This window comes from Billgrantia sp. Q4P2, assembly GCF_052806135.1.
Window position 1 is genome coordinate 62,640 of sequence record NZ_JBRBAI010000012.1, and the last position, 15,982, is coordinate 78,621.

A 15,982-nucleotide genomic window follows, 5' to 3' on the forward strand; every position below is an offset into this window, starting at 1 on the left:
CTCTCGCTTGGTCGATCGTGTCGTGCGCTTGCCAGGCCGGATCCTGCCAGCAGCATAGCAGGCGGATCAGCTGCGCCGCCGTGCCTGCTTGCGGCCTTCGAAAACGGATTCCCAGATCAGGCCGACGGCTCCCAGGGTGATGCCGATATCGGCTACGTTGAAGGCCGGGTAGTACCAGCCGGCGACATGGAACGAGAGAAAATCCACCACATAGCCGTGTACCAGGCGATCGTAGAGATTGCCCAGGGCACCGCCAATAATCAGCGCCAGCGAGGCGCCGAGCAGCTTCTCATCGGCCTTGAGGCGGCTCATCCAGATACTGAGGCCTACCGTTGCGCCAATGGCGATCAGGGCAAAGAACCAGCGCTGCCAGCCGGGATGGCCGGCGAGAAAGCTGAACGCCGCGCCGGTGTTGTGCAGCAGCGTCAGGTTGAAGAATGGCAGCACCTCCACCGGCTGACCATAGCTCAGCAGGCTGGACATCAGCGCCTTGGTGCCCAGGTCCAGTAGCACCACGGCAACGGCCAGCCACAGCCAGCGCAGCGGCTTGTGCATCGGCGGCACCGAAGCACCGCCGCCCTGCTCCTTGTCACGCATAGTGGCGAGTCTCACCGCTGCCCTCCGGCAGGTTGCTGACGCAGCGACCGCACAGGTCAGGATGGTCGTCGTGGCTACCCACATCCTCGCGATGGTGCCAGCAGCGCTCGCACTTCTGATGCGGGCTCGCCGCCACGGCCACCTTCAGGCCCGCCAGCTCGGTGGTCTCGGCATCTTCGGCGTTTTGTCCCTCGGCCAGCGGCGCCAGGCGCACCTCGCTGGTGAGCATCACGAAGCGCAGCTCGTCGCCCAGCTTGGCGAGCGTGCCATGCAACCTTTCATCGACATATAGAGTCACCTCGGCCGCCAGGCTGCCCTTGATGGTCTTGGCATTGCGGGCGTCTTCCAGGCACTTGTTGACCGCCTGCTTGACCTCGAGCACCTGCTCCCAGAATTCGCGGCCCATGTCGGCGTCAGGCGTCAGGGTGGCGAGGCCCTCGTAGTAGCTCTCGAGCAGCACACTGTCCGCCCGCTCACCGGGGATGTGCTCGTAGATCTCCTCGGCGGTGAACGAGAGAATCGGCGCCACCCAGCGGACCAGCGCTTCGACGACATGATAGAGCGCGGTCTGACAGCTGCGCCGGGCCAGGGAGTCGGCCTGGGTGGTGTACTGGCGATCCTTGATCACGTCGAGGTAGAAGCCGCCGAGCTCACGCGAGCAGAAGGTGTGCACCTGCTGGTAGACGTCGAGGAAGCGATACTCCTCATAGGCCTTCTCGATGCGCGCCTGGAGCTGGGCGGCGCGATCCACCACCCACTGGTCCAGCGCCAGCATGTCGCCGAAGGCCACCGCATCGCGCTTAGGGTCGAAGCCGTTGAGGTTGCTGAGCAGGAAGCGCGAGGTATTGCGAATGCGCCGGTAGACGTCGGCGGTACGCTTGAGGATCTCGTCGGAGACCGCCATCTCGCCCGAATAGTCGGTGGAGGCGACCCACAGGCGCAGGATGTCGGCACCCAGCTTGTCCATCACCTCCTGCGGCGCCACCACGTTACCCATCGACTTGGACATCTTGCGGCCCTGAGCGTCGACGGTGAAGCCGTGGGTGAGCAGGCCGCGGTACGGCGGGTGGCCGTCGATGGCGCAGCCGGTCAGCAGCGACGAGTGGAACCAGCCGCGGTGCTGGTCGGAGCCCTCCAGGTAGAGGTCGGCGCGCGGGCCGCTCTCGTGGCCATGGGGGTGCGAGCCGCGCAGCACGTGGCGGTGAGTGGTGCCGGAGTCGAACCACACGTCGAGGGTATCGGTGACCTTGTCGTACTGTGCCGCTTCGTCGCCCAACAGCTCGGCAGGGTCGAGGCGGAACCAGGCGTCGATACCTTCCTGCTCCACGCGCTTGGCGGCCTCTTCCATCAGCTCGACGGTACGCGGATGCAGCTCGCCGGTAGCCTTGTGCAGGAAGAACGGGATCGGCACACCCCAGTTGCGCTGGCGCGAGATGCACCAGTCGGGGCGGTTGGCGATCATGGCGTGCAGCCGCGCCTGGCCCCAGGCCGGGGTGAACTGGGTCGCCTCAATGCCCTCGAGCGCACGTTCGCGCAGGGTGCGGCCGTCCTTGCCCTTGACGTCCATGCCCACGAACCACTGCGCCGTGGCGCGATAGATCACCGGCGTCTTGTGGCGCCAGCAGTGCATGTAGCTGTGGGTGATCACCTTGTGCGCCAGCAGCGCATCGACCTCGCGCAATTTGTCGACGATCTGCGGGTTGGCCTTCCAGATCATCTGGCCACCGAAGAACGGCAGGTCGTCGGCGTAGACGCCGTTGCCCTGCACCGGGCTCTTGATTTCATCGAAGGCCATGCCGTGGGCACGGCAGGTGACGAAGTCGTCGACGCCATAGGCCGGGGCCGAGTGGACGATACCGGTGCTGCCCACCTCGGACTCGACGTAGTCGGCGAGATAGATCGGTGAGATGCGGTCGTAGAAGGGGTGGCGGAACTCGATCAGGTCGAGCGCCTCGCCCTTGGCGGTGGCGATCACCTCGCCCTGGAGTTCATAGCGCTCCAGGCACGATTCCACCAGCTCCTCGGCCAGCACCAGCAGGCGACTGCCGGTATCGACCAGGGCGTAGGTGAACTCGGGGTGCACGTTGAGCGCCTGGTTGGCCGGAACGGTCCACGGCGTGGTGGTCCAGATCACGATGGCGGCGGGCTTGGAGAGCGACTCCAGGCCGAAGGCGGCGGCCAGCCTGGCCTCGTCGGCGGCCGGGAAGGCCACGTCGATGGCATCGGATTTCTTGTCCTGGTACTCCACCTCGGCCTCGGCCAGGGCCGAGCCGCAGTCGAAGCACCAGTTGACCGGCTTGAGCCCCTTGAAGACGTAACCCGCGGCGACCATGTCGGCCAGGGCGCGGATCTCGCCCGCCTCGTTGGCGTAGTCCATCGAGCGGTAGGGGTTGTCCCAGTCGCCGATCACGCCCAGGCGCACGAAGTCGGCAAGCTGGGTCTGGATCTGCGCCGCGGCATACTCGCGACACAGCCCGCGCGCCTGCTCGGGCTCGAGGTGCTTGCCATGGGTGGTCTCCACCTTGTGCTCGATGGGCAGGCCGTGGCAGTCCCAGCCGGGCACGTAGGGGGCGTCAAAGCCGGCCAGGTTCTTCGACTTGACGATGATGTCCTTGAGGATCTTGTTGACGGCATGACCGATGTGAATGCTGCCGTTGGCGTAGGGAGGGCCATCGTGCAGCACGAAGGTCTCGCGGCCGCGGCGTTCTTCACGCAAGCGCTGGTAGAGCTTCATGTCCTGCCACTGCGACACCCGACCGGGCTCACGCTGAGGCAGGTTACCGCGCATGGGGAAGTCGGTTTCGGGCAGGTTCAGTGTGTGCTTGTAGTCGCTCATATCCTGGGAGTCAGCCGTCGTCGTGGTCGGCGGAACGTCCCGCCGAGGATTCTAAATTCGCGGCTTCGCGCGCCAGCGGCGCCGATGCCAATGGAAGAGAGTCGTCTGTCAGGCCAAGCTCCCTGGCCGTGTGGCACTCCTCGGCGAAATAGCGCCGGGCGCGAGCCTGGTCGGCCGCGATCTGCTGCTTGAGCGCCGTGAAGTCGTCGAACTTCACCTCGCCGCGCAGCCTGGCGCAGGGAAATACCACCAGGCGCTGCCCATAGAGGTCGCCGTCGAAGTCGAACAGGTGGACCTCCAGCACCGGCCGGTCGCTGCCCACCGTTGGCCGCCAGCCGATATTGGCCACACCGGGAAGGCGCTGCCCATCGGGCAATTCGGTCACTACCGCATAGACCCCGCGTAGCGCCAGCGGCAGGCGCGGCTGCGGCAGGTTGGCGGTGGGCACGCCGATCGTGCGCCCCAGTTTCTGGTCGGCGACCACACGCCCACCGAGGCGATAGGGGCGCCCCAGCATTCTCGCCGCCTGGGAGAAATTACCGCTGGCCAGCAGGGTACGCACTCGCGTGCTGGAGACCCGCTCGTCGTCGAAGACGAAGGTGCGCGTATGCTCGACGCCGAAGCCCTCACAGCCACGCCGCTCCCCCTCTTCGGCCAGCAGGCTGAAGTCGCCGCTGCGGTCGCAGCCGAAGCGGAAGTCGTCACCTACTACCAGGTGGCGCACGCCCAGCCCTTCGACCAGCACGCGGTCGATGAATTCCACTGCGGTGAGGCTTCGCAGCCGCTCGTTGAACGGCAGGCAGAGCACGTAGTCGACGCCGCTCTCGCCCAACAGACGCACCTTTTCGCGCAGCCGGGTCAGACGCGGCGGCGCCTGGTCGCCGGCGAAGAATTCACGGGGCTGGGGCTCGAACACGACGACCGTTACCGGCAGGCGCAGCTTCGAGGCCTGCTCGCGGCACTGATCGAGAATCGCCTGGTGGCCACGGTGAACGCCATCGAAATTGCCGATGGTGGCCACGCAGCCGCGATGCTCTTCGCGCAGATTGTGCAGTCCTCGAATGACTTCCATCTGGCCGTCGATATCCTGTTTGGGTTGAAACGTGTAAAGGGCTCGATTATAGCGGACCTGGCTCCCCTTGACAGCCGGCCATCCCGACTCCCCACCCCGAGGGGCGCCGAGGGCAGGTCGACGAGGAGGTCATTTGCCATGGATGGCAAATGTAGCGTCCAGGGAAGGATTCACAGCGCCTTCTCGGCGACCTTTGCCCTCGGATCAGCCCCGGCACGTTGCTACAAGAACAGCTCTCACCCTCGCATCCGGAACTGCCGCGGCCTGACGCCCAGCGCCGCCAGCCAGGCGAAGTAGACCGCCGCCCCGACCACCACCAGCAGCGCCAGCCACTGTACCCGCGTCCACACGCCCCAGCCCAGCCACTGCTGCCAGTCCGGCGCCAGCCAGGCCAGCCCCACGCTCATTACCACGCAGCCGCCGACCAACTGTACGGCATAGCGGCCCCAGCCGGGCTGGAACACCAGCACGCCCTGCTTGTAGAGCAGCCAACCCAGCAGGCCCGCGTTGAGGAACGCCGACAGCGCCGTAGCCAGGGCGAGGCCGGCATGCGCCAGCGGCCAGATCAGGATCAGGTTGAACACCATGTTGGCCACCATGGCGATGATGCCGACCTTGACCGGCGTCTTGGTGTTCTGGCGGGCGAAGAAGCCCGGCGCCAGCACCTTGATCAGCATGAAAGCGACCAGCCCGAAGGCGTAGGCCCGCAGGCTCATGGCCGCCATGGCGATGTCGTGCTCGGTCATGGCGCCATAGTGGAACAACGAGATCAGCAGCGGCTCGGCCAGGAGCGCCAGCGCCAGTGCCGCCGGCAAGCCCAGCAGCAACACGGCACGCACCGCCCAGTCGAGCATGGCGGCGAAGTGCTCGCCCGACTGCTCGGCGTGACGCTTGGAGAGCGCCGGCAGGATCACCGTGCCGATAGCGATGCCGAACACCCCCAACGGCAGTTCCACCAAACGGTCGGAGTAGTAGAGCCAGGAGACACTGCCTGGTGCAAGCAACGAGGCCAACACGGTGTCCAGCAGCAGGTTGATCTGCGATACCGAGACGCCGAACAGCGCCGGCGCCATCAGCACCAGGATACGCTTCACGCCGCTATGGGCGAAGTTGGGCCACGGCCGCGGCATCAGCCCCAGGCGCGCCAGGAACGGCACCTGGAAGGCGAGCTGGGCGACGCCGGCGATCAGCACACCCCAGGCCAGCGCCATGGCCGGCTCGCTCATCAAGGGCGTGAGCAGCACGGCGGCGCCGATCAGCGAGAGATTGAGCAGCACCGGAGTGAAGGCCGGCACGGCAAAACGGTTCCAGGTATTGAGCACACTGCCGGCGAAGGCGGTGAGCGAGACCAGCAGCAGGTAGGGAAACGTCAGCCTCAGCATGTCGGCGGTCAGCGCCAGCTTGGCCGGGTCACGTCCAAAGCCGGGGGCGAAGACCCATACCAGCCAGGGGGCGGCGAGCATCGCCAGGGCGGTGATCAGCGCCAGCACCGCGGTGAGGCTGCCGGCCACTGCGTCGAGCAATTCGCGCACCTCGCGCTTGCTGCCGCGCGTGGCGTACTCGGAGAGCACCGGCACGAAAGCCTGGTTGAAGGCGCCCTCGGCGAACAGCCGGCGCATGAAGTTGGGAATCTTGAAGGCGACGAAAAAGGCGTCGGCGCCGCTGCCGGCGCCGAACAGGGTCGCCACCACCACGTCACGCACCAGCCCCATGACCCGCGACAGCATGGTCATGGCGCCGACCACTAGGCCGGAGCGCATCAGCCCGCCAGCCTTGGGTGCAACGGCTCGGTCGTCGTCGGCCACCTTGGTGGGGGCCGACTTTCCGGACTCGGGCAACTGCTCGCGTTCCGTCACCTATTCCCTTCCTCGCCAGGCTCGTTCAATGCGGGAACATCCCGCCTTCAGGCACAAAAAAACCGGCCTTGGCCGGTTTTTTCGAGATCGCGCTACGCAGGCATCGAATCGATGGGCGCTCGCGACGTCTCCAGGCGTCCGGCTTTACGCAGCCAGCGCCTTAATTCGCTTGTTCAGACGGCTCTTCAGGCGTGCGGCCTTCTTCTTGGAGAGCACGTCCTTGTCGGCGATACGGTCGATGACCGGCTGCGCCTTCTGGAACTCGGACATCGCGGTGGCGTGATCGCCGCCGTTGATGGCCTTGATGACGCGCTTCACGTAGGTACGCACCATGGCGCGCTGGCTCGCCTTCAGAACACGACGGCCTTCCGCCTGACGGGCACGCTTGCGGGCTTGCTTGCTATTTGCCACTGACTATCTCCTGGAAACTTTAACGCCGCCCGCTCGGGGGCGGCATCGATAACGATTTGTCCGGCCTGGAAATTTCACTTTCCTGCCGGCCTGGCCATTTCGCCAACGCGAAGGTTGTCGACGGGCCGTGTCTGAGAGGATGGCGCATACTACCACAGCTACGAGGCATCATGCTACATGCCGCTAAAACACTGCATTACAGCACGACGAGGTTGTCCCGATGGATCAGTTCGGGCGCCTCCATGTAGCCCAGGATCGCCTCGATCTGGTGGCTCGGCTGGCCGAGGATACGGCGCGCCTCGTCGGCGCCATAGTTCACCAGCCCCTTGGCGATCCGTTCGCCCTGCTCGTCGAGGCACAGCACCATGTCGCCGCGCACGAAGTCGCCCGACAGCGCCTTGACGCCTACCGCCAGCAGGCTCGATCCGCTGCCGCGCAGCACCTTGACCGCGCCGGCATCCAGCGTCAGGTTGCCGCGCACCTGGAGCTGGCCGGCCAGCCAGCGCTTGCGCGCCGCCATGGGCGCCTCTTCCGGACGCAGCAGCGTGCCCAGCGACTCGCCGGCGGCCAGCCTTGTCAGCACCTGGGGCTGGCGTCCGCTGGCGATCACCGTGACGGCGCCGGAGCGAGCGGCCAGGCGCGCCGCCTGCACCTTGGTGGTCATGCCACCGCGGCCCAGTGCACCGCCGCCTCCCGCCATCGCCGCCAGCGCCGGGTCATCGGCGCGGCCTTCGTTGATCAACGTAGCCTCGGGGTTATGTCGCGGATCGGCGTCGAACAGCCCCTCCTGGTCGGTGAGGATCACCAGCGCCTCGGCCTCGAGCAGGTTGGCCACCAGCGCGCCCAGGGTGTCGTTGTCGCCAAAGCGGATCTCGTCGGTAACGACGGTGTCGTTCTCGTTGACCACCGGCACCACGCGCAGGTCGACCAGGGTACGCAGCGCCGAGCGCGCATTGAGGTAACGTTTGCGGTTGGAGAGGTCGTCATGGGTCAGCAGCACCTGGGCGGTGAGCAGTCCATGACGCGCGAAATGATGCTCATAGCACTGGGTCAGGCCGTTCTGCCCGACCGCAGCGGCGGCCTGCAGCTCGTGCACCGCCGAAGGGCGGGCCTGCCAGCCCAGCCGTACCATGCCGGCCGCTACGGCCCCCGACGACACCAGCACCACCTCGATACCCTGGCGATGCAGCGCCGCGATCTGGTCCACCCAGCCGCCAATCGCCGCCTCGTCGAGCCCACGTCCGTCATTGGTCAGCAGCGCACTGCCGATCTTCACTACCACCCGGCGAGCGCCACGCAGCGCATCGCGACCCGGTACCCGCTCGTTGCTCACCTATTCACTCTCCAACAAGGCCGAACCTCAAACCCAGAGAAACTGAGCGAGCGACGGCCAGACAAGGCACACCTTGGCGAAAGAGCGGAGTTTGCTGTTGCAAATGAGCATCTTGAGCCAAGGTGTAACGCCGTATGGCCGAGCGCAGCCAGTTTGTTCTTATGGAGCGTATTCGACCTCGACGTCATAATCATCATCATCGAAGTCATCGTCGTCGTCCTGCTCGCTGCGCTTGCGCCTGCGACCCAGGCGCGCCTCGGTGCGGGCCACCGCCTCGGCCTCCATACGCTCGCGCATTTCGCGTTCGCGCTCGGCCGCCTCCTCGTCCTCGTTCTCCAGCCGCCGCTGCTCGGTGAGCCAGCGATGTGCCGCCTGGACCAGGGTGTCAGTACCCTCGCCGCTGATCGCCGAGATACGATAGACCGGCCCTTCCCAGGCGAGTCCCTCGACGATGGCGGCCACCCGCTCCTCGCGCTCCTCTTCCGGCACCAGGTCGAGCTTGTTGATCACCAGCCAGCGCGGCCGCTCGGCCAGGGTCGGCGAGAACTGCTCCAGCTCATGGGCAATGGCGTTCGCCGCCTCGACCGGGTCGGACTCGTCGAAGGGCGCCACGTCGACCACGTGAAACAGCAGCCGGGTACGGGTCAGGTGCTTGAGAAAGCGCAGGCCTAACCCGGCACCGTCCGACGCCCCCTCGATCAGCCCCGGCACGTCGGCCATCACGAAGTGCTCGTGCATGCCCAGCTTCACCACGCCGAGGTTGGGCACCAGGGTGGTGAAAGGATAGTCGGCCACCTTGGGCTTGGCCGCGGAGACCGAGCGGATCAGCGTCGACTTGCCGGCGTTGGGCATACCCAACAGGCCGACGTCGGCCATCACCTTCATCTCCAGGCGCAGATTGCGGCGCTCGCCGTCGGTACCGGGCGTGGTCTTGCGTGGTGCCCGGTTGGTAGACGACTTGAAATGAATGTTGCCAAGCCCGCGACGGCCGCCTTGGGCTACCAGCACCTGCTGACCGATCTCGGTGATATCGGCAATCACCTCGAGGGTATCCTCGTCGATCACCGTGGTGCCCACCGGTACCTTGACCACCAGATCGTTGCCGGCCCGGCCGCTCATCTGACGCCCCTGCCCGGGGCGGCCGCTCTCGGCCTGATAGAAGCGCTGGAACTTGAAGTCGATCAGGGTATTGAGGGCGTCGTCCCCGACCAGGTAGACGCTGCCGCCATGCCCGCCGTCGCCGCCATCGGGACCACCCCTGGGCACGTATTTCTCGCGGCGAAAGCTCAGGCAGCCGTTACCGCCCCTGCCGGCTTCCACGATGATCGAGGCTTCGTCGACGAACTGCATGTGACACTCTCCCGACGGACGCTACCGTCATGATACAAGAAGGCCCCGCCTGAGCGGGGCCTTCCATCTACCGGTTCGGGCGTTCTCAGGCAGAGACGACGCTGACGAACTTGCGGTTCTTCGGACCCTTGGTCTCGAACTTGATCACACCGTCGCTCAGGGCGAAGAGGGTGTGATCGCGGCCGATGCCAACACCGGTACCGGCGTGGAAACGGGTGCCACGCTGGCGCACGATGATGTTGCCTGCGGTCACGGCCTGGCCGCCGTACAGCTTGACACCAAGGCGTTTGGATTCTGAATCGCGGCCGTTACGGGTAGAACCGGCTGCCTTCTTATGAGCCATTGCAAAGTCCTCGCTCGTTAAGGGGAAGCCGCTTAGGCGGAAATCCCGGTGATCTTGACTTCAGTGAACCACTGACGGTGGCCCTGACGCTTCATGTGGTGCTTGCGGCGACGGAACTTGATGATGCGGATCTTCTCGCCACGGCCGTGGGAGACGATCTCGGCGGCCACCTTGGCACCGTCGACCAGCGGAGCGCCAATGGTCACGTCGTCGCCATCGGCGACCAGCAGCACCTGGTCGAACTCGACGGTTTCGCCGGTCGGAATCTCCAGCTTCTCGAGCTTGAGCGTCTGACCTTCCTGGACGCGGTACTGCTTGCCACCGCTCTTGATAACTGCGTACATGTGTCTCTCTCCAGAACTCATCGGGGTTGGCTCTTCGTCGGCCTGCTTCGAGTGGCGCCCCTTTTGGCAGCCATCTGACAGGGAGCATGATGAGTGGGCCGCGTATTATAACCGTGCCCAGCGTGCCATTCAAGCGTGCGCCGCCCTTACTCTCGACCCGACGCTGCGCCATGTCAGGGCGCACCGCGGCATAGCTTGACGCCCCCATGGGGGGGCCATAGCATGACCCGCAACCCAAGGCCCACTGCCTCCGCCCGGCATGCCGGCCCAACAGCCCGATGATACCGCCCCCATGCCAGCCAACGCCTCTACCAGCCAGACTGACAGCAACGCCCCCACCTCGTCGCTCCATGCGGCGGTTGCCGACGATTTTGCCGCGGTCAACCGCGCCATCATGGACCAGCTGGCCTCGCGGGTCCCGCTGGTGGAGACCATTGGCCAGTACATCATCGCCAGCGGCGGCAAGCGGCTGCGCCCATTGCTGGTCCTGCTCGCGGCCCGTGCACTGGGCTACCGGGGCGACAAGCATATCTCGTTGGCTACGCTGATCGAGTTCATGCACACGTCGACCCTGCTGCACGACGACGTGGTCGACGAATCCCATATGCGCCGCGGCCGCGCCACGGCCAACGACGCCTGGGGCAACGCCCCCTCGGTGCTGGTGGGCGACTATCTCTATTCCCGCTCCTTCCAGATGATGGTGGAAATCGGCTCCCTCAAGATCATGGGCATTCTCTCAGGCGCCACCTGCGTCATCGCCGAGGGTGAGGTGCAGCAGCTGACCAACGTGGGCAATCCCGACATCGACGAAGCCGTCTACTTCGAGACTATCCAGGGCAAGACCGCCATGCTGTTCGAGGCCGCCACCCACAGCGGCGCGGTGCTGGCCGAAGCCGATCCGCAGCAGGAAGCGGCTTTGCAATACTATGGTCGCTACCTGGGCCTGGCCTTCCAGCTCGTCGACGACCTGCTCGACTACCAGGGCGACGCCAAGGCCATGGGCAAGAACGTGGGCGATGACCTGGCCGAAGGCAAGCCGACCCTGCCACTGATCCAGGCCATGGCCGCCGGCACCCCCGACCAGGCCAAGACGATCCGCCAGGCCATTCGCCAGGGCGGGCTCGAGCGGCTGGACGAAGTGCTTGCCATCGTGCGCGATACCGGCGCACTGGACTACACCCGCGCACGGGCGGAGGAGATGTCGGCCAAGGCGCTGGAGCAGCTCGATTTCCTGCCCCCCAGCCGCTACCGCGACAGCATGGCCAACCTGGCCCGGCTCGCCGTGGAACGCCAGAACTGAACGGCGCCGAGCCCGCTGCCGCGGGGCTTGCAAGGGCGAGGGTTTTGCGTATAATGCCCATCCGTCGGCTCCAGCAGAGCTGGCACCGAGCAGTCTTCAGGGCGGCTCGAAACGAAGCAACGGAGTATAGCTCAGCTTGGTAGAGCGCTGCCTTCGGGAGGCAGAGGTCGTAGGTTCGAATCCTGCTACTCCGACCAGAATTCCTGAAAGGCCTTGCGAGTAGCCGCAAGGCCTTTTTCGTCTCCCTCCTTTAGCCTGACACCCTTCTCTTCGACGTGAACGTGCCGCGAAAAGACGCTATGCTGCGCGGCCGGGGCCGAAAGGCGCCTCGCAGAACCCATGATTCAAACCATGCGATTCATACACTAGCCATAAGAGACTTGCCCTAGAACAAGTCCTACTCGTACGGAGGGTGCTCGTGAAAACTGGCGAGCAGGAATCAGCGCGGGGCAACGGCATAGGCCGTGCCATGCATGAACCCCACTGGCCCGACATCGACCTCGACACGCTGCGCGCCAAATTCTATCAACTCCACATCGCCGTGGAGCAGAGCCCGGCTGCGACCGCGATCACCGATATCGAAGGGCGCATCGAGTACGTCAACCAGCGTTTCCTCGAGGTGACCGGCTATTCCCGCGAGGAGCTGATCGGCAAGACACCGGCGATGATCCAGTCGGGCCTGACACCCGAGATCGTCTATCGCGACCTGTGGCAAACCCTGCGCCGTGGCCAGGTGTGGCGCGGCGAACTGCAGAACCGCAAGAAGAACGGCGAACTCTACTGGGAAGCCGAGACCATCACGCCGGTGCGCAACGATGCCGGTGAGATCGTACGTTTCGTGGCGGTGAAAGAGGACATCACCGAGCGCAAGCGCCAGGAGGAGGAGCTGCGGCTTCTCGCCAGCGTATTCCAGACCGGCCAGGCCACCCTGATCACCGACCCGGAGATGCGCATCGAGAGGGTCAATCAGGCCTTCACCGATATCACCGGCTACCTCCCGGAAGAGGTCATTGGCCACACGCCACGACTGTTCAAGTCTGGCCGGCATGACAAGGCGTTCTACTCCCGGCTGTGGCAGGACATCCTCGAGACCGGTCACTGGCAGGGCGAGATCTGGAACCGCAACAAGTACGGCGAGATCTACCCGCTGTGGCAGTCGATCACGGCCGTCTACGATGAGGCTGGCAACATTCGCCACTTCATTGCCGTGTTTCACAATATCGCCGAACGCAAGCGCCTGGAAGAGGAGCTGGAACAGCAGGCCACCCGCGACCATCTCACCGGGGCGCACAACCGCCGCGCCTTCGATGCCGCCATGCGCAAGGCGATTCGACAGGCCGAACGCAGCGACAATGCCTTCTCACTGCTGCTGTTCGATATCGACCTGTTCAAGTCGGTCAACGACCAGCATGGCCACGACACCGGCGACATCATCCTCAAGCGCCTGGCCGCCCTGGTAGGCAAGACCCTGCGCAGCACCGACCTGCTGGCCCGCTGGGGCGGCGAGGAATTTGCCATCCTGCTGCAGGATACGTCCACCCAGGGGGCGTTGACATTTGCCGAGCGCCTGCGCCAGCAAGTGGCCGAGACCCGCCTGCACGGACTGGCCGTCACCATCAGCCTGGGTATTGCCGAGTACCGCCGGGGCGAAAGCCCCGAAGAGACGCTGGCCCGTGCCGATGGCGCCCTGTATCGCGCCAAGCGGGCGGGACGCAACCGCGTGGGCATCGCCGACACCCAGGCCTGAGCGAGGAAAGCTGAATGGCTTGTATATCCCCAGAGCCCTACAGCAGGGGCTCCAGCCAGGTGATCCTTCCCAGCCTCGCCCCCAGGTGACGCCAGAAGCCACCGGGTTCGCGTGAAAAGCGCACCGTCTCCCCCTGCTGGGCTGTCTCCCAGTAAAGCCGCCCCGAAGCCGGGCGCCCGACCCGATAGCTCAGCGATGGCGACTTGCCGATTGCCGCCAATGCCTGCAGCTCGGCGGCCAGGCCCGGGCTGGTGACCAATACGCCCACTTCGGTATTCCACCATACGGAACGAGGGTCGGCATTGGCCGAACCGACGAACACCCGGTCGTCATCGATACCGAGCGCCTTGATGTGCAAGGCGGAGGCCGATGAGCCCACGCTGAATCCGATGTCGTCGTCGGACTCGCTCTCGGCACGCATTTCATAGAGAGCCACTCCGCTGTCGAGCAGAGCTTGGCGGCGCGCCTGATAGGCACCGTGAACCACCGGCACATCGGTCGCTTCGAGGGAATTGGTGAAGATCTCGACTTCGACGCCCGACTCGGCCAGTTGCCTCAGCAGCTGTGTCCCCTGTTCGCCGGGGACGAAATAGGCGGAAACGATCGCCAGCCGCTCGCCCGGCTGACCGGCGTGCTCGAGCAGCTCACCGGCCATGGTGCGGGAAAACGCCGGGCGCCCACGCCAGGCCGGCTTGCCCGGCGGGTCCCAGAGGGCGATGCCCTCGCCCCAGTGCAGCCTGCCCACCAGCGGGCCTTGCCCGACATCGGCATAGCGCTGGCGGAGATCGGCGAAGTAGGGCGAGTCGGCGTTGGTCGCGAACCATTCGGCAAGCGACACCTGTAGTTCGCGCCAGGCCTCGTCATTGACACGATGATAACGCCCGACGGGCTGCGCCAGGCCATGATTCCAGTAAAGATGAAAGCTGCGCGACAGCGGCTCCACGATCGGCCCGACTGCCATCAGGTCGAGGTCGGTGAAGTTGCGCGGCTCGCTGGCGCTGTAATATTCATCGCCCAGATTGCGCCCACCGACGATGGCCAGGGCGCCATCGGCGATCCACAGCTTGTTGTGCATGCGACGATGCTGTCGGGAGGCCTGTGGTGCCGAGGCCAGCACACGGCCCGTCAACGTCCCGCGACCGACGCTCAGCGCATTGTAGACGCGCACCTGAATATTGGGATGACTATCGAGCGCAGCCAGCTCCTGCCCTTGGCCCACAGCCCCCATGTCGTCGATCAGCAGGCGCACCTCGACGCCTCGATCAGCGGCACTCAGAAGGCGGTGCAGCAATAACCGGGTCGTCAACCCGTCACCCATCAGGTAGGTCTGGATATCGAGACGCCGGTCGGCCTGCTCGCTGAGCAGCACACGCAGGCTGAAAGCGTCCTGACCGCTGGAGAGCAGGGCGAAGCCGCTCTTGCCGGGATGGCCAGAAGCGCTCAGCTGCGCCCACTGCCCCAACCAGGTGGCCTCGCTCTCGGCCGCAGACAGCAGCACCCCGTGCTCACGCGGAGCCGGCGCGGCGGCGCAACCCATCAGCAGAAACGCCAATAGGCCAAAAAGTATCAGGGGCCACCCGCGGGCTCGCTTCGAATCGCTGGATTCAGGGTTCGTCATCGTCGTCCGCCAGGCGTCGGGCCATGGCCTTGCGCGCCTTGTTGCGCCGGTAGAGACGTGCCAGGGCCAGGGCCAGGGCGAACGCCACCATGGCGGCCAGCGTCACTCCCTGCCACGGCCGGGCGGCCTCGCCTCCCATCACCGTTTCCAGGGTGATGATCAGGATGAAGCCCAACGCCTGACTGCCAATGGCCAGGGCGCGCAGGGTATCGAACGACTTTTGTGCCATGGGGGCTCCCGCCGGGTGACAGTACTCTCCGTGCGCAGTAGGCTTGCTCTGCCTGAGGCAGTAACCTTATGCAAGTGGATGATTCTACCCGGTCTTGCCGTTTGCGCCGACCCCCATTCTCGGAGCTGAGCCAATGGACGCCTTCGCCCTGGGCCCTGTGCTGATATCCATACCGCGCCTGTACGCCATTGGTTGCACCCTGCTGTTGCTACTCGCGGCCTGGCTGCTGCTGGGGCTTTCCCCCACCGTCCGCGCGCGCTGGTTCAACGGCCTGCTGCTGGCCTGGCTGGTGGGTGCTCGCCTTGGCCACGTGGCCATGAACCTCGACGCCTATGTCGCTGCCCCTCTGGACGTGCTCAAGCTATGGCAGCCAGGCTATCACGGCCTGTGGGGGCTGCTGGCGGCACTGATCTGGACCGGCTGGGCGCTGCGCGACCGGCTGCTGTCCATGATCGGCGCCATGGGCCTGACCATTGGCGTTTCGGCGCTGTGGCTGGTGCTCGTCACCCTGGTCCCACTGGGCGGCGACATGCCGCTGCGCGAACTGCCCGACATTACCCTGGAAAATCTCGACGGCGATCCGGTCAACCTGCGGGATCTGCGTGGTGAACGCGTGGTGGTCAATCTATGGGCCACCTGGTGCCCGCCCTGCCTGCGCGAAATGCCGCTGCTGGCCGAAGCCGATCAGCGCGAAGGCGTCAGCGTGGTGGTGATCAACCAGGGCGAGGAGCTGCTGCAGGTGGTGCGCTATCTCGACGAGCAGGAGCTGGCCTTCCGCTACCCGCTGCTCGACCCCAGCCAGGAGATGATGAAGACCATGGAGTCGCCAGGCCTGCCCACCACGGTACTGTTCGACCGCGAGGGCCGCGCGGTCGAGCGCCATGTGGGCGAGCTGTCGCGGGCGCAGTTGGACGGCTGGCTAAACCGCCACTAGGAAACACTCACG

The 15,982-nt window shown here is 65.5% G+C and carries 14 protein-coding genes and 1 tRNA gene; 4 read left to right on the plus strand and 11 right to left on the minus strand.

The features are described 5' to 3' along the window. Positions 1 to 66: 66 nt before the first annotated feature. The 9 genes from lspA to rplU all read right to left on the minus strand — a co-directional run bounded on the left by lspA (position 67) and on the right by rplU (position 10,142). Positions 67 to 597 carry a signal peptidase II gene (gene lspA, locus ACUY1T_RS18415; protein WP_446025076.1) on the minus strand — a complete coding sequence of 177 codons (531 nt, stop codon included), beginning with the start codon at positions 595 to 597 and terminating at the stop codon, positions 67 to 69. Further along, complete coding sequence (ileS, locus tag ACUY1T_RS18420) at positions 590 to 3,433, minus strand: isoleucine--tRNA ligase (protein WP_446025037.1); 2,844 nt, start codon at positions 3,431 to 3,433, stop codon at positions 590 to 592. The genes lspA and ileS overlap by 8 nt, the downstream gene beginning before the upstream one ends. 10 nt (positions 3,434 to 3,443) lie before the next feature. After that, positions 3,444 to 4,505, minus strand: a complete 1,062-nt coding sequence (ribF, locus tag ACUY1T_RS18425) for a bifunctional riboflavin kinase/FAD synthetase (RefSeq protein ID WP_446025038.1) — start codon at positions 4,503 to 4,505, stop codon at positions 3,444 to 3,446. A 236-nt stretch (positions 4,506 to 4,741) separates the two neighbouring features. After that, positions 4,742 to 6,265 carry a murein biosynthesis integral membrane protein MurJ gene (gene murJ, locus ACUY1T_RS18430; RefSeq protein ID WP_446025077.1) on the minus strand — a complete coding sequence of 508 codons (1,524 nt, stop codon included), beginning with the start codon at positions 6,263 to 6,265 and terminating at the stop codon, positions 4,742 to 4,744. A 240-nt stretch (positions 6,266 to 6,505) separates the two neighbouring features. Beyond that, a complete protein-coding gene (rpsT, locus tag ACUY1T_RS18435) occupies positions 6,506 to 6,772 on the minus strand; it encodes a 30S ribosomal protein S20 (RefSeq protein WP_446025039.1) in 267 nt (88 codons plus the stop codon). A 196-nt stretch (positions 6,773 to 6,968) separates the two neighbouring features. Then, positions 6,969 to 8,105: a glutamate 5-kinase gene (gene proB / locus ACUY1T_RS18440; protein ID WP_446025040.1), complete on the minus strand. Its 1,137-nt coding sequence runs from the start codon at positions 8,103 to 8,105 to the stop codon at positions 6,969 to 6,971. Positions 8,106 to 8,264: 159 nt separating this feature from the next. Next, positions 8,265 to 9,455: an Obg family GTPase CgtA gene (gene cgtA, locus ACUY1T_RS18445; RefSeq protein ID WP_446025041.1), complete on the minus strand. Its 1,191-nt coding sequence runs from the start codon at positions 9,453 to 9,455 to the stop codon at positions 8,265 to 8,267. 85 nt (positions 9,456 to 9,540) lie between these two features. Continuing rightward, the gene (gene rpmA / locus ACUY1T_RS18450; protein WP_167119120.1) at positions 9,541 to 9,798 is read right to left on the minus strand and encodes a 50S ribosomal protein L27; all 258 of its coding nucleotides are present in this window, start codon (positions 9,796 to 9,798) and stop codon (positions 9,541 to 9,543) included. 32 nt (positions 9,799 to 9,830) lie between these two features. Further along, positions 9,831 to 10,142 (minus strand): 50S ribosomal protein L21, encoded by a 312-nt coding sequence (rplU, locus tag ACUY1T_RS18455; protein WP_263581332.1) that lies wholly within the window; start codon positions 10,140 to 10,142, stop codon positions 9,831 to 9,833. 292 nt (positions 10,143 to 10,434) lie between these two features. On the opposite strand from rplU, the gene ispB reads away from it, so the two are divergent. From ispB to ACUY1T_RS18470, 3 genes are all read left to right on the plus strand, one after another. Further along, a complete protein-coding gene (ispB, locus tag ACUY1T_RS18460) occupies positions 10,435 to 11,442 on the plus strand; it encodes an octaprenyl diphosphate synthase (RefSeq protein WP_446025042.1) in 1,008 nt (335 codons plus the stop codon). A gap of 120 nt (positions 11,443 to 11,562) precedes the next feature. Then, positions 11,563 to 11,639, plus strand: a tRNA-Pro gene (locus tag ACUY1T_RS18465). Positions 11,640 to 11,860: 221 nt separating this feature from the next. Then, positions 11,861 to 13,189, plus strand: coding sequence for a sensor domain-containing diguanylate cyclase (locus ACUY1T_RS18470; protein ID WP_446025043.1), 1,329 nt, complete (start codon positions 11,861 to 11,863; stop codon positions 13,187 to 13,189). Positions 13,190 to 13,226: 37 nt separating this feature from the next. Here the strand turns inward: ACUY1T_RS18470 and ACUY1T_RS18475 are convergent, their stop codons facing one another. Next, positions 13,227 to 14,687, minus strand: coding sequence for a phospholipase D family protein (locus tag ACUY1T_RS18475; RefSeq protein ID WP_446025044.1), 1,461 nt, complete (start codon positions 14,685 to 14,687; stop codon positions 13,227 to 13,229). Between the two features lie 106 nt (positions 14,688 to 14,793). Beyond that, the gene (locus ACUY1T_RS18480; RefSeq protein ID WP_446025045.1) at positions 14,794 to 15,036 is read right to left on the minus strand and encodes a hypothetical protein; all 243 of its coding nucleotides are present in this window, start codon (positions 15,034 to 15,036) and stop codon (positions 14,794 to 14,796) included. 133 nt (positions 15,037 to 15,169) lie between these two features. On the opposite strand from ACUY1T_RS18480, the gene ACUY1T_RS18485 reads away from it, so the two are divergent. Then, the gene (locus tag ACUY1T_RS18485) at positions 15,170 to 15,970 is read left to right on the plus strand and encodes a redoxin family protein (RefSeq protein ID WP_446025046.1); all 801 of its coding nucleotides are present in this window, start codon (positions 15,170 to 15,172) and stop codon (positions 15,968 to 15,970) included. Positions 15,971 to 15,982 lie beyond the last annotated feature (12 nt).